Source organism: Arthrobacter castelli DSM 16402, assembly GCF_000430705.1.
GTDB classification, from domain to species: Bacteria; Actinomycetota; Actinomycetes; order Actinomycetales; family Micrococcaceae; genus Arthrobacter_C; species Arthrobacter_C castelli.
Map to the genome: position 1 here is coordinate 109,600 of NZ_AUMN01000004.1, position 14,409 is coordinate 124,008.

General features: G+C 64.3%; 13 protein-coding genes. 11 read left to right on the forward strand and 2 right to left on the reverse strand.

The window, feature by feature from the left end; translation table 11 throughout:
- Positions 1–17 precede the first annotated feature (17 nt).
- Both H535_RS0106515 and H535_RS0106520 read left to right on the forward strand, forming a co-directional pair.
- Positions 18–839, forward strand: coding sequence for an electron transfer flavoprotein subunit beta/FixA family protein (locus H535_RS0106515; protein ID WP_026818913.1), 822 nt, complete (start codon positions 18–20; stop codon positions 837–839).
- Between the two features lie 75 nt (positions 840–914).
- A complete protein-coding gene (locus H535_RS0106520; protein ID WP_026818914.1) occupies positions 915–1,874 on the forward strand; it encodes an electron transfer flavoprotein subunit alpha/FixB family protein in 960 nt (319 codons plus the stop codon).
- Between the two features lie 8 nt (positions 1,875–1,882).
- On the opposite strand, the gene H535_RS0106525 is transcribed toward H535_RS0106520, so the two are convergent.
- Entirely contained in the window at positions 1,883–2,353 is a 471-nt protein-coding gene (locus H535_RS0106525; RefSeq protein ID WP_026818915.1) for a tRNA (cytidine(34)-2'-O)-methyltransferase, read from the reverse strand.
- A gap of 112 nt (positions 2,354–2,465) precedes the next feature.
- Here H535_RS0106525 and H535_RS0106530 point away from each other — a divergent pair, with 112 nt between their 5' ends.
- From H535_RS0106530 to H535_RS0106570, 9 genes are all read left to right on the forward strand, one after another.
- Entirely contained in the window at positions 2,466–3,392 is a 927-nt protein-coding gene (locus H535_RS0106530) for a diacylglycerol/lipid kinase family protein (RefSeq protein WP_026818916.1), read from the forward strand.
- 56 nt (positions 3,393–3,448) lie between these two features.
- Positions 3,449–4,687, forward strand: a complete 1,239-nt coding sequence (locus H535_RS0106535) for a cysteine desulfurase family protein (RefSeq protein WP_035768550.1) — start codon at positions 3,449–3,451, stop codon at positions 4,685–4,687.
- A gap of 77 nt (positions 4,688–4,764) precedes the next feature.
- Complete coding sequence (mnmA, locus tag H535_RS0106540) at positions 4,765–5,928, forward strand: tRNA 2-thiouridine(34) synthase MnmA (protein WP_026818918.1); 1,164 nt, start codon at positions 4,765–4,767, stop codon at positions 5,926–5,928.
- Positions 5,929–6,056: 128 nt separating this feature from the next.
- Positions 6,057–7,691, forward strand: coding sequence for an ABC transporter substrate-binding protein (locus H535_RS0106545; protein ID WP_026818919.1), 1,635 nt, complete (start codon positions 6,057–6,059; stop codon positions 7,689–7,691).
- A 109-nt stretch (positions 7,692–7,800) separates the two neighbouring features.
- A complete protein-coding gene (locus H535_RS0106550) occupies positions 7,801–8,886 on the forward strand; it encodes an ABC transporter permease (protein WP_026818920.1) in 1,086 nt (361 codons plus the stop codon).
- A gap of 2 nt (positions 8,887–8,888) precedes the next feature.
- The gene (locus tag H535_RS23870; protein WP_051298650.1) at positions 8,889–9,914 is read left to right on the forward strand and encodes an ABC transporter permease; all 1,026 of its coding nucleotides are present in this window, start codon (positions 8,889–8,891) and stop codon (positions 9,912–9,914) included.
- Complete coding sequence (locus tag H535_RS0106560; protein WP_026818921.1) at positions 9,911–11,587, forward strand: dipeptide ABC transporter ATP-binding protein; 1,677 nt, start codon at positions 9,911–9,913, stop codon at positions 11,585–11,587. Before H535_RS23870 ends, H535_RS0106560 begins: the two co-directional genes overlap by 4 nt.
- Before the next feature lie 84 nt (positions 11,588–11,671).
- Positions 11,672–12,025 carry a chorismate mutase gene (locus H535_RS0106565; protein ID WP_026818922.1) on the forward strand — a complete coding sequence of 118 codons (354 nt, stop codon included), beginning with the start codon at positions 11,672–11,674 and terminating at the stop codon, positions 12,023–12,025.
- Positions 12,022–13,041: a uroporphyrinogen decarboxylase/cobalamine-independent methonine synthase family protein gene (locus H535_RS0106570; protein WP_026818923.1), complete on the forward strand. Its 1,020-nt coding sequence runs from the start codon at positions 12,022–12,024 to the stop codon at positions 13,039–13,041. The genes H535_RS0106565 and H535_RS0106570 overlap by 4 nt, the downstream gene beginning before the upstream one ends.
- Positions 13,042–13,113: 72 nt before the next feature.
- Here H535_RS0106570 and H535_RS0106575 read toward each other — a convergent pair whose 3' ends face one another.
- The gene (locus H535_RS0106575) at positions 13,114–14,406 is read right to left on the reverse strand and encodes a DUF58 domain-containing protein (RefSeq protein ID WP_026818924.1); all 1,293 of its coding nucleotides are present in this window, start codon (positions 14,404–14,406) and stop codon (positions 13,114–13,116) included.
- Positions 14,407–14,409 lie beyond the last annotated feature (3 nt).

A 14,409-nucleotide genomic window follows, 5' to 3' on the forward strand; every position in this document is an offset into this window, starting at 1 on the left:
AGGGATGAAAGGCGACAGTGGAAAACAAGGCACTTAAGATTGTGGTCCTGATCAAGCACGTACCCGACGCCGAGTTCGACAGGCACCTCACGGGCCCGTCCCATACGGTTGACCGATCGACCAGCATCCTCTCCGAGCTGGACGAGTACCCCCTGGAAGCAGCGTTGCAGCTGGTTGAAGCCCACGGGGGAGCCAAAAAGGCCGGTCATCAGGTCATTGCCGTGACGATGGGACCGGATCAGGCGTCGGCGGCGGTGAAGAAGGCATTGCAGATCGGTGCCCACGAAGGCGTGCACCTCAGTGATGAGGCCTTGGCGGGCTCGGACGCGGCCGCCACGTCTTTGGCGCTGGCTGCGGTGGTCAAGCAGATCGGCGACGTCGACCTGGTGATGGCCGGCATGGCATCGACCGACGGCGAGACGTCGCTGGTTCCGGCCCAGCTGGCCGAACGGCTGCAGCTGCCCCAGGTCACCTTCGCTTCGGAGCTGGAGTTGCAGGACGAAGGCGGCACCTACCGCATCAGGGCACGGCGCGACGGCGACACGCACTCTGACACTATTGAGTCGGCGCTGCCTGCCGTGGTCTCCGTGACGGATCAGATCAACGAGCCCCGGTACCCGAATTTCAAGGGGATCATGGCGGCAAAGAAGAAGCCGTTGACCACATTCTCACTGGCCGATATCGGGCTGGAAACGGCCGACGTCGGATTCGATGGCTCATGGACGAGAGTAGAGTCCGCAGCGGCCCGGCCTCCGCGCAGCCACGGCACCATCATTACCGATGAGGGCGATGCCGGCAAGCAGTTGGTCGACTTCCTCGAACAGCAGAAGCTGGTCTAAATCCCGTCAACGGCGCACCCACCTACTACCGGCAGCGTTGAACACGGCCGACGCTGAAGACAAGGAGTTCGGAGCATGGCTACCGTTCTGGTATTTATCGACAATCCCGGCGATCAGTTGGCCAAAGCCAACCAGGAGCTGCTGACTTTGGCCGCCGCGGCAGGAGAGCCTGCTGTGGCGCTCAACGGTCCGTTGCACGACTCGGTCGAAGCCACGATGGCCGAATACGGCGTCCACCACATCTATCGTCCCGCTGTCGAAGAGCTCGACGACTATCTGGTGGCCCCGAAGGCCGCATATCTGGCGGCGGCCGCCGGGCAGGCACAGCCTGCCGCGGTGCTGCTGGATAACACGTTTGAAGGCAAGGAAATCGCCGGGCGCCTGGGCATAAAGCTCGGGTCCGGCGTCGTCACCGACGTCACGGCAGTATCGGGCTCCGGGTCCGGCCTGACGGCCACCAAATCCGTCCTGGCCGGCGGCTATACCGTCGAATCCACGGTCTCCACCGGGATCCCCGTGCTGACGGTAAAACCCAACACCGTCGCTCCTTCTCCGGCCGGTGCGGCAACGGAACCGGAAAAGACGGTGATCGAGGTCGACGCCGCCTCACAACCAGCTGCCCGCATCACCGGCGTCGAAGAGCGGCCGGCGAGCGGACGGCCGGCGCTGGCCGATGCCGGGATAATTGTCTCTGGCGGGCGTGGCACGAACGGTGATTTCGGTCCCATCGAAGCGCTCGCCGACGAGCTGGGAGCCGCCGTCGGCGCCTCCCGCGCTGCCACGGACGCCGGATGGATCGAACACTCCGCCCAAGTGGGGCAGACCGGCCAGACGGTTTCGCCTCAGCTGTATGTCTCCGCCGGCATTTCCGGAGCTATCCAGCAAAAGGCCGGAATGCAGACCGCCAAGGTGATCGTGGCGGTGAACAAAGACGAGGACTCGCCTGTCTTCGAGATCGCCGACTTTGGCGTGGTGGGAGACCTGTTCGAGGTGTTGCCCCAGGCGACCGAGGAGATCCGGAAGCGCCGCAGCTGAGCGGGCGCTCAGTCGGTGCGGACGCCGGTGAAGTCGTGCTGGCGCCATGCTTCATATAAGGCGATGGAAGCCGAATTGGCCAGATTCAGCGACCGCAGCGAGGGTAGCATCGGCAAGCGGAGCCTCGCGGTGATGCGCGGATCCTGCTTCACCTCGTCCGGCAACCCGACCGATTCCGGGCCGAACATGAGCACGTCGCCGCAGTGGTACTCAATGTCCGTATAGCAACGCTGCGCATCAGTGGTGAAGGCATATACGTTCTCCGGCTGGAGCGCCTCCCATGCGCTGGTCAGGCTCTCGTGCACATGGAGCACGGCCAGGTCGTGGTAATCGAGACCGGCCCGGCGCAGCTTGGAGTCATCCAGGTCGAAGCCAAGCGGCTTCACCAGATGCAGCTCTGCGCCGGTGACGGCGGCCAGCCGGATGGCATTGCCGGTATTGCCGGGAATTTCCGGGGTGTAAAAGAGGATGCGGAACACCCGTCCAGTCTATGGCGCGAATGCCGCGGGCAGGACACGGGCAGGACATGCGAAGCGGCAGGCAGCGCCGGCCGGGTTCGAGCTCGGCCGGGACCTGCCATAATCAGGTGCCATGACCGAAATCCCCCAGCCACGAACCGGACGGTTTGTGGTCGCCGTCAACCCGTGCGCTGCGTTCAGCGTCAAGCATTCGTCCGGCCCGCGCGCCGAAGCGAGACTGCGTGGCCACGGTGTGGACCCGGTGATGCTTCAGGCAGCGGACTATCAGTCATTGGAGCGGGCGGTCGACTTCCATGTGGAGGCCGGAATCGACGCTCTGGTCGTGGTCGGTGGCGACGGGATGGTCAATCTCGGTGCCAATGCGCTCGCCGGATCTGGAGTGCCGCTGGGGATCGTCCCGTCCGGGACTGGTAACGACGTGGCCCGCACACTGGGCCTGCCCCGCCATGGACCGGAAGCGGCGGTGGACCGGCTGATGGCAGCATTGGCTTCGCCCCCGCGGTACATGGATCTGGGATTGGTCGCCCAGGCGGGCGGCAGCAAGTACTTCGCAGCCGTGCTCTCGGTGGGGTTCGACGCTGTGGTCAACGAGCGGGCAAACCGGTGGACCTGGCCGCGTGGCCGCAGCAGGTATGTCGGCGCTATGCTGCGCGAACTCGCCACCTTCAGGCCTGTCAGCTATCGGCTCGCGGTGGATGGGCAGGGGCGCCGGGATGTCGAAGCAATGATGATTTCGGTGGCCAATGGGACGTCGCTGGGCGGCGGCATGCGGATCACTCCGGATGCGAGGTGCGACGACGGCCTGCTGGACCTGTTCGTCGTTTCCCGTTTAACCCGGCTGGGGCTGTTGGCGGTCTTTCCCAAGGTGTTCTCCGGGCGGCATACCGGGCACCGCAGCGTCCACATCCAGCGGGTCTCTTCTGTGTCCCTCGAGGCCCCCGAAGCATCCGGTGCGGTCGGCTATGCCGATGGTGAACGGGTGGGCCGGTTGCCGTGTGTTGTGACTGTCGCCCCGGCCGCAATGCAGGTGCTGGCGTAGCAGCTGCAGCGCGCATTTTTCCGGTTGGACAGGGACCGTAGAATAGTTGAGTGCCCATGAAACAGTCTGTGTATCTGGATCATGCGGCCACCACACCGCTTGTGGCGGAAGCGATGGCCGTACTGACTGAAGAGCTGAGCCGCAGCGGCAACCCGTCGTCGCTGCACGGCTCAGGTCGTCGTGCCCGCAGGGTGGTTGAAGACGCCCGGGAAGCACTGGCGGCAGCGGCCGGGGCGCATCCATCGGAAGTGATTTTCACTTCCGGCGGGACTGAAGCGGACAATCTGGCTCTGAAGGGTCTGTATTGGGCCCGCCGGGCCGCCGACCCGCGCCGCAACAAGATCCTGGTCCCTGCCATCGAACACCATGCCGTGGCCGACACGGTCGAGTGGCTGGCCGCCCACGAAGGCGCTGAGCTGGTGGACATCCCCGTGGATGCTGACGGTGTGGTCTCCCTCGACGCCCTGCGCACCGAACTCGAGGCGGACGCCGCGCTCGAGCAGCCACGGATCGCGCTGGTGACCGTGATGTGGGCCAACAACGAGGTCGGCACGGTCGAGCCCATTGCCGACGTGGTGGAAATGGCGCACGGCTGCTCCGTTCCGGTGCATTCGGACGCGGTGCAGGCCTTCGGTTCGATCCCGGTTTCGTTCGCCGCCTCGGGCCTGGACTCCATGGCAATCAGCGGACATAAAATAGGCGGGCCGGTCGGCGTCGGTGCGTTGCTGCTGGGCAGGTCGGTGGCAGTGACGCCCGTTCAGCATGGCGGTGGCCAGGAACGCGATGTCCGTTCCGGTACTCTTGACACAGCGTCCATCGCGGCTTTTGCCGCAGCGGCGACTGCCGCCGTCGACCATTTACCGGCCGAGTCCGCGAGGATAGCCGCCCTGCGGCAGCGGCTGACTGAAGGCGTCGCGGCTGCGGTGCCTGAGGCTCGGTTGCGGGGCAGGCCAGATCCGGAGAATGATGGCGGGCGGTTGCCGGGTAACGCACATTTCACGTTTCCCGGGTGCGAGGGGGACTCGCTGCTCTTCCTGCTGGATGCGGCCGGTATTGAAACCTCCACCGGTTCGGCGTGCACGGCGGGTGTGCCCCGGCCCTCGCACGTATTACTGGCGATGGGCCTGGACGAAGACACTGCCCGCGGCGTGCAGCGGTTCAGCCTGGGGCATTCCTCCAGCGAGGCCGACGTCGACGCGTTACTGGCTGCCCTGCCGGAAGCGTATACGCGGGCCAAGCAGGCGGGAATGGCCGGACACATGTCCTCCATCCGTACCGCCGGAACCGGTCGCTAGCAGCGCCGCTGCGGCGGAAGAACTAAAGACCAACATCGGCCGGGCGGGACTTGCCCGGCCCCAAGCAGAGGATATTTATGCGAGTACTGGCAGCAATGAGCGGGGGAGTGGACTCCGCAGTCGCCGCAGCCCGGGCCGTCGAGGCCGGTCACGACGTCGTTGGCGTCCACTTGGCACTGTCCCGGATGCCGGGCACCCTGCGCACCGGCAGCCGCGGATGCTGCACCATCGAGGATTCCCGCGACGCTTGGCGGGCCTGCGACATTCTGGGCATCCCGTACTACGTCTGGGATTTCTCCGAGCGGTTCAAGGAAGACGTGGTGGACGACTTCATCGCCGAATATGCGGCCGGCCGCACCCCTAACCCCTGCATGCGCTGCAACGAACGGATCAAGTTCGCCGCCTTGCTGGAAAAGGCGATTGCGCTGGGCTTTGACGCCGTCTGCACCGGCCACTATGCGACGGTGATTGAGGACGACGACGGCAATCGCGAGCTGCACCGCGCAGCTGACTGGGCGAAAGACCAGTCCTACGTGCTGGGCGTGCTCACGGGCGAGCAGTTGCGGCATTCGATGTTCCCGCTCGCCGCCACTCCCAGCAAGGCCGAAGTGCGTGCCGAAGCCGAGCAGCGTGGATTGTCGGTGGCGAAGAAGCCGGACAGTCACGATATTTGCTTCATCCCCGACGGCGACACCCGCGGCTGGCTGGCTGAGCAGATCGAGATGCGCGAAGGCGACGTCGTCGACGATTCAGGTTCCAAGGTCGGTTCCCATGAGGGCGCTAACGCCTTCACCGTGGGGCAGCGCCGCGGCCTGAACCTGGGTACGCCCGCTCCCGACGGAAAACCTCGTTTCGTGCTTGAAGTCCGGCCCAAAGAGAACGAGGTGGTGGTCGGCCCGGAGCGGATGCTGAACATCGATCTGATGCGCGGCATTAAGGTCTCCTGGTGCGGGTTGCCGCCTGCCGAAGCCGATGTTTTGAGCCGTACCGACCGGGTGTCGGCTGAATTCGACTGCAGGGCCCAGGTCCGTGCCCACGGTGATCCCGTGGCCGCTACCGGCCGGGTGGAACTGGATGATGCGGGGCTCGAAGAGCTGGTCGTCACCTTGGTGGAACCCATGCGTGGAGTGGCTCCGGGCCAGACCGTGGTGATCTACCAAGGCACCCGCGTGCTGGGGCAGGCCACCATCGACAGTGCGAGGTCCACCGAGCGTGCGGGGGCAGTGACGGCGGCCGGCTGACGGAATCGCCGCCTGCAGGCACTTCGCTTGGGTGATTTGGCGCACTTAGTGATAGAAACGATGCATCACTAAAGTGCGCTCACTCACACGCGCGCTTCGATATTCATTGGACAAGGAAGTTCCTGCACATGGCACAAAAGAAAAATGCGTTGCGCTCTGTCGCGGCTACAGCCGCGCTTGGCGCATTGGCGCTGACAGCATGCACCGGCCCTGTCAACGAGGGCAGCGGCGGCGGGGGAAGCGCCGAGGAGAGAGTTGTTGTCGGCACCACCGACAAGGTCACCTCCCTCGACCCGGCCGGAGCATATGACCACGGCTCCTCCGCGGTGATGATCCAGGTCTACCCGTACCTGCTCAACCAGGAGCCCGGCAGCGCGAAGCCCCAACCAGGCATCGCGACGTCGGCCGAATTCACCTCTCCCACCGAGTACACAGTTAAGCTCAAGGACGGGCTCACCTTCGCCAACGGCCATAAACTGACATCGTCCGACGTGAAGTTCAGTTTTGACCGGATGGTGGAAATCGACGACCCCAATGGGCCTGCGGCGCTGCTGGGCAACCTGGCCAGTGTCGAAACGCCTGACGAATCCACGGTGGTGTTCCACCTCAAGGACGGCAACGACCAGACCTTTGCATCGGTGCTGTCCAGTTCGTCCGCCGGGCCCATTGTTGATGAGGAAGTCTTCTCACCGACCGAGATCACCCCGGACAAGAAGATCGTCAAGGCAAACGCCTTCGCCGGCCAGTACAAGATCGACACGTACACCAAGAACGAGCTGATCACCTACAGCGCGTTCGATGGATACAAGGGGCTGCTCGGCGAACCGGAGACCGACAACGTCGAGGTGAAGTACTACACCAGCTCCAACAACCTGAAGCTGGACGTGCAGCAGGGCAATATCGACGTGGCATTCCGCACCCTGTCCTCGACTGACGTGGCAGACCTGAAGAAGGACGAGAACGTCAAAGTTGTGACCGGACCCGGCGGCGAACTGCGCTACATCGTATTCAACTTCGCCACCATGCCGCACGGAACCGAGTCCGCCAACCCGGACCCCGAGAAGGCACTTGCCATCCGCCAGGCGATGGCACACGCCGTCGACCGGGAGGCAATCGCGAAGCAGGTCTACAAGGGCACCTACAAGCCGGCCTACTCCTACGTGCCGTCAGGGTTGCCCGGCGCCATCGAACCGCTGAAGAAGATGTACGGCGACGGCTCCGGCGGGCCGGACCTTCAGCGGGCCGCCAAGACACTTGAAGAAGCCGGCGTCGAAACCCCGGTGCGCATCAACATCCAGTACAACGGCGACCACTACGGGCCGTCATCAGGCGACGAATACGCGATGGTGAAGTCCCAGCTGGAAAAGAACGGGCTGTTCAAGGTCAACCTGCAGTCGACTGAATGGGTCCAGTACAACAAGGACCGCACCAAGGACGTCTACCCCATGTACCAGCTGGGCTGGTACCCGGACTACTCGGATGCGAGCAACTACCTGACCCCGTTCTTCGCGCCGGGCAACTTCCTCGCGAACCACTACGAGGACGAGAAGGTTGCGTCACTGATCGCCAAGCAGCGGACGGAGACCGACGAAGACAAGCGGATGAAACTGATTGAACAGATCCAGACCGAAGTTGCGAAGGATCTGTCCACGCTGCCGCTGCTGCAGGGGGCGAGCATCGCCATCACCGGCAAGGACGTCAAGGGCGTCGAAGACACGCTGGACGCCTCATACAAGTTCCGTCTGGGAGTGATCTCCAAATAGCAACAGATGAGTGGGCGGGGCCCGCGTCCGCAAGGGCCGGCCCCGCCCACTCCTTGCTGTCCGACTCATGGCCCGCGCGGCGGGCCAGCCAGGCGAATCCAGGAAACTTATGACTTCAACTATTGATACTCCCGAGGGGACGACTGCCCCGGCGGAGAAGAAAAAGCCCAAGAAGCAGGGCTTGGGACTGGGCAAATACATCCTGATCAGATTCCTGCTGATCTTTCCCACCATTTTCATCCTGGTCACCATGGTTTTCTTCCTGATGCGGATTACCGGTGACCCCATCACGGCGGCATTGGCAGGCAGGCTGCCACCGGAAGCACTACAGGCCCGGATCGAAGAGGCGGGCTATGACCGGCCCGTCATCGTCCAATACTTCGAATACCTGGGCAATCTTCTCCAGGGCGATTTCGGGACCACATTGTCCACCAACACTCCGGTCACCACTGTGCTGGTCAACTACGGTACGGCCACCCTGGAACTGGTGTTTTACGCCCTCATCGTTGCGTTCATCATCGGGATCCCGTTCGGCTTGATCTCCGCATACAAGCGTGACCAGTGGCCGGACGCGCTGCTGCGTTTCTTCGCCATCCTGTGCTATGCGACGCCGATATTCTTCGCCGGCCTGCTGTTGAAGCTGGTCTTCTCGGTATGGCTGGGCTGGTTTCCCGTCTCCGGCCGGACATCGTATATGTCTGAGCTGGAAGGGTTGCGTGCACCGACGGGCATCTACTTGCTCGACGCCCTGCGCGCGGGCAATTGGACAATAGCGGTGGATGTGCTCGAACACGCCGTGCTGCCCGCAGTCGCCTTGGGCCTGCTGGTTGCCGGGATCTTCCTGAGGCTGGTGCGCACTAACGTCATCGGCACCCTCGGGTCGAACTTCGTCGAGGCCGGCCGCTCCAGGGGCACCAGCGAATACCGGCTGCTGACCAAACATGCCTACAAACCAGCGCTGATTCCCATCATTACGGTGATGGGACTGCAGATTGCGATGCTAATGAGCGGCGCAGTGCTGACCGAGACGACGTTCGGCTGGCGTGGCCTCGGCTTCCAGCTGGCCGAGTATTTGACCGCCCGGGACTTCGTTGCCGTGCAGGGGATCGTTATGCTGCTGGCCGTGATTGTCGCAGTCACCAACTTTCTGGTCGACATCATAGCGGCGCTGATCGACCCACGAGTGAGGTTTTGACCATGGCTGAGCAACAGACACGATCGTGGTGGCTGCGGCTGCCCGTGATTTCCCACCTGCGCAAGAGCGTCGGTGTCCAACGGGTGATGCTGATCATCGGTGTGGCATTATCTTCACTGTTCGTCCTGACGGCAATGTTCGCGCCGTTGATCGCCCCCTTCGGGTATGCCCAGACATCTGACGAGTCCGGACGGTTCGGCGCGCAGATGCCGCCTTCCGCCGAACACATCTGGGGCACCACCGTCGGCGGTTTCGACGTCTTCTCCCGGGTGGTGTGGGGCGCACAGACTGCTGCGATGGTCATTATCCTTGGCGTCGTCTTCTCGATCTTCGCCGGTGTCATCCTCGGACTTGTATCGGGATATCTCGGCGGTGTGGTGGACCGCATTCTCGTGGTTGTCGCCGACGCCGTGTATGCCTTTCCGGGGCTGCTGCTGGCTATCGTGATGGCCATTGTGATCAGCGGCGGCCAGTCGGGCCTGTTTGGCGGCATCATGGCGGCGGCGATCTCCATTACGGTGGTGTTCATTCCGCAATACTTCCGGGTGGCACGTGCCGAAACGCTCCGTTTGAAGGCAGAACCGTTCGTTGAATCCGCCAAAGTCGTCGGCACCTCCGACATCCGGATTATCAGCCGCCATGTGTTTCCCAACGCGACGCGGACCATGCCGCTGATCTTCACGCTGAATGCCTCGGAATCCATCCTGACGCTGGCCGGACTGGGTTTCCTGGGCTTCGGCATCGAACCGACATCGGCAGCGGAATGGGGCTATGACCTGAACCGCGCGATGGCCGATGCCACCAGCGGCATTTGGTGGACCGGCGTCTATCCGGGCCTGGCCATTGTGCTGACCGTGCTGGGGCTGACCCTGGTCGGGGAGAGCATGAACGACCTGAACGACCCCAGGCTCCGCGGACGCAAGCGGGCGCGCAAACCCGGCAGCGGCCAAGGGCCGCTGGGCCGAAGCAAGCAGACTGTTCCGACCGCCGAGGACGTGGACGGAACCGGAATGGAGGCCACCAAGTGACTGCGACATCAACCGCGCACACCGGACCTGTACTCGCCATTGACCGGCTCAGCGTCACCTTTGCCACAGATGTGGGAGACGTTGATGCCGTGAAGAATGTCAGCCTCGACGTTGCCGCAGGCGAGGTCGTAGCCGTCGTCGGCGAATCCGGTTCCGGCAAGACGGTCACCGCCAAGACAGTCCTCGGGCTGCTGCCTGAAACGGCGGTCAGCACCGGGACGGCGATCCTCAACGGCACCGACGTGATTTCGGTATCCGGGCAGAAGATGCGCCGGATCCGCGGGCGCGACGTGGCGATGGTCTTCCAGGAGCCATCGACGGCGCTCAACCCGGTCTTCACTGTGGGCTGGCAGATCGCCGAAGGCATCCGCGCCCACGGCAAGGTTTCGAAGAAGGAAGCCCGGGCGCGTGCCATCGAGGCACTGACCAAGGTCGGCATCCCGGATCCGGAGCACCGGGTGGATCACTATCCGCACCAGTTCTCCGGCGGGCAGAAGCAGCGTGTGGTGATTGCCGCCGCTCTCGCGCTGAATCCCGGCCTGATCGTTGCGGACGAGCCGTCGACCGCCTTGGACGTCACGGTCCAGGCCGAAATCCTGCAGCTGCTGCGGGACCTGCGCGACAAGTACGGAACGGCGATCATGCTGATCACCCACAACATGGGCGTTGTCGCAGACCTGGCCGACCGCGTCGTCGTGATGTATCGCGGAGACGTGGTCGAAGAGGCTGACGCGGCCACGTTGTTCGCGGATCCGCAACAGGACTACACCAAGCAGTTGCTGGCCGCGGTACCGCATCTGGGCAGGAATTCGGCGTCGGCCGGGGCGGAGGAAGGCGGAGAGCCGTCGGGGAAGCTTCTGGTCGAGGCCAAAGACTTGATCATCGAGTATCCCGGGCGGCTGGGCACGAGCGCGTTCAGGGCCGTGGACGGGGTCAGCTTCGCCATTCCGGCCGGGGAAGTGTATGGGTTGGTGGGCGAATCCGGGTCGGGCAAGACGACGATTGGCCGGTGCATCGCAGGTCTGAACCGGGCCACCGGCGGCAGTTTGAAGGTCTACGGGCATGAGATGGTCGACTTCAAGGAGCGGACCTTCAAACCACTGCGCAAGGACATTGGATTCGTGTTCCAGGATCCGGCCGCCTCGTTCAACCCGCACCTGACCATTGCCGAATGCGTGGCCGAACCCATTGCCGTCCACGAGAAGCGCTCGCCGGCCGATATCAGGAAACGGGTCGACGAACTGATGGACGCAGTTCATCTTCCTACCCATTTTGGGGACCGTTATCCGCACGAGCTCTCCGGCGGCCAACGCCAGCGTGCCAGCCTGGCCCGCGCCTTGTCGCTGAATCCGCAGCTGCTGGTGGCCGACGAACCGACCAGCGCGCTGGATGTGTCAGTGCAGGCCAAGGTGCTGGAGTTGTTTAAGGAGATCCAGTCGGAGTTCGATTTCGCGGCGCTGTTCATCAGCCACGACCTGGCTGTGGTGGACATGCTGGCACACCGGGTAGGTGTACTGCTGCAGGGACAACTGGTGGAGGAAGGAATCGGCAGCCAGGTGATGACTCATCCGCAGCACCCGTATACCCAACGGCTGATCGCTTCGTTGCCGGTGCCCGACCCGGTCATGCAGGCCGAGCGACGTGCGGCCCACCGGGCCATGTTCACCACCTGAGATCTGCACCGTCCGTGTCCTTGGTGCCGGCGGAACCGGCGACATAGTTTCCGCCGGTTCCGCCCCATCTGCTTAACTGGATGCATGAGTGACGTCAGCAGAGATTACGATCCCGCCGCCAGCTCACTGGCCGGCGAGGTGGATCCGGCCGTGATGGACGAATTGCTGTCCGTGCGCGGCAGTATCGACAATATCGACGCCACTCTGGTCTATCTGCTGGCGGAGCGGTTCAAGGCCACCCAACGGGTCGGGGTGTTAAAGGCGACGCACCAGCTGCCCCCGGCGGATCCCGAACGCGAGTCCGCTCAAATTACGCGCTTGAAGGCGTTGGCCGAAGAGGCCCAACTGGACCCGGCCTTTGCCGAGAAGTTCCTCAACTTCATCATCTCCGAGGTCATCCGCCATCATCAGGCCATATCGGGGAACGCTAAGGGATGAACCATCCCATCACAGGCGGGGCCGCCATCGCCAGTGGTGCCGGGCCGTGGCCCGGCATTGATCCGGCCGAAGCCATCCGGGTGATCCGGGGCGAGCTGGGCGCTCCCCACCTGTCCTTCCTGCCCTCGCTGCCGCAGCGTGGTGTCGGGGCGGACGCGGTCGGCCGGACTGCTGCCATGTTGACCGGGTTGCCGGTCGATACGCAGCCGTATGGATGGCGGCTGGCTGCCCACGGAGGAAAGGACCTGCGCCGCGCCGCATCGTTGCTGGACACCGATATCAACGCCTTGGCTGATGTGCTGGGCGCCGAAGAGACTGCGCCGGAACAGCTCAAGCTGCAGCTGCGGGGCCCGTGGTCGCTGGCGGCAAATCTGTATCTGCATCACGGGGAGAGGGCCCTGTCCGACCACGGCGCTCGCCGCGATATCCTGCAATCGCTCTGTGCCGGTCTTCAAGCCCATGTCGACAAGGTCCGCGAGGTCTGCCGCGGAGCTGACATCGTGGCGCAGTTCGACGAACCCGAAATCGGCCGGGTGCTGGCCGGAGCTATCCCTACCGCCAGCGGGTACCGCACCCTGCGTTCCATTCCGGAACCGGAAGTGCTCCAGGGATGGCGTGCCATCGCGGAAGCGGCACGGCAGGCAGGCGCAGCCGAAGTGGCCGTCAACGGTCCGGCCGCAGGAGTTCCGCTGGGCAAGCTCAAGGAGGCGGGCCTCGATGCGGCGGGCGTGGACGTGGAGGGACTGTCCATGGCCCAGTGGGAAGACCTCGCCGGCTCAATTGAGGCAGGCCACCGGGTATGGCTCCGATTGAAGACGGAGACAACGGAAGCATTATCGCCGGAGGAACAAGTGCTGGAACCCTGGCGCCGGCTGGGATTGCCGGCCGCCCGGCTGCGGCAGCTACTGCTGCTTCCGACGTCGGAATTGGCCGGCGGCAGCACCGCCACGGCGCGTACGATCCTGCACCGGCTCACGTCCACAGCTGAAGCGCTGAACCAGGCCTCCACGGAGTAGCTACTACGAACCGCAGGGATCAACCGGTCTCGAAGCTGCCGGTGTAGCGGCCCTGCCGGCGAGCCGGCGTCATTACAATTGCCCCGCAGCCTTGAGCCGGATATACCGGTCGGCCAGGGCGCCGGGCAAGTCATGAGGTTGGGCGTCCACTACCTCCGCACCCTGGTGACGCAACTGTTCGGTGAGTGCGGCCCGTTCAAGAACGGAGCGTTCGGCGGCGGCGGCGCGGTAGGTATCGGACACGGTCCTGCGCCCGGTCCGCATCCGGTCCAGCAGCGGATCCCGGACGGACGCGACGACGACGGCGTGCTTGGTGGTGAGGTGTCCCATGACCGGCAGCAGGCCTTCCTCGGTGGAACCGGAGTCCAGCGAGGTCAGCAGCACCACCAGGGACCGGTGTGCCGAGATGGAGTGGATCTGCGCCGGCAGCTGCGACCAATCGGCCTCGATGAGTTCGGCGTCCAGCGGGGCCATGGCGTGGACCAGCTGCTGCAGCAGCACGCCCTTCGACGCCGACTCCACCCTCGCCCGGGGGCGGCGGTCGTAGGCCAGGAAGTCCACCCGGTCCCCGCCGCGCTCTGCCAAAACGGCCAGCAGCAAGGCCGCTTCCATTCCAGTGTCCAGCCGCGGCTCGTCGTCGATCCGGGCCGCTGACGACCGCGAGGTGTCCAGCACGATCACCACTCTGCGGTCCCGTTCCGGCCGCCAGGTGCGTACGACGACGGCCTGCCGCCGTGCAGTGGCCCGCCAATCGATGGACCGCACATCGTCGCCGCGAACATAGTCGCGCAGTGAGTCGAATTCCGTACCCGCTCCGCGGATCTGCACCGCCGCGCGCCCGTCCAGTTCCCTCAGCCGGCGCAGCTTGGAGGGCAACTGACGTTTGGAATGGAAAGGAGGAAGCACCCGCAGCCGGCCCGGAGCCGGAACGGTCAGTTGCCGCGCAGCCACGCCGAGGGGGCCAAAGGAACGCACCGTCACATGTTCGGTGTGCAGGTCTCCGCGTCGTTGAGGCAGCAACGAGACCTGCATCCTGCGGCGCTCGCGGGAAGGAACGGATATCCGCTGGATCGCATTGCGGGCACCGGCGGATGGCTGCCAGCCATCACGGACCATCGCATTGAGCCGGCGGCGACCGTTATTCGTGATGGTCACCGAACTGGAGCATTGCTCGGTGAGTCGGACGCTGGCCGGGATGTTCCGGTTCAGCCCGATGGTCCGCGGGGAGGCGGCCAGCAACAGATCCACCGCGGCCAGCAGCGCCACGAGCAATAGCCACAGCCAAATGGTCAGCCATTGCGGGAACAGCACTACCGGGAGCAACCCCAGCAGTGTCACGATGACCAGTCGTCCGGTAATCGCCATCGC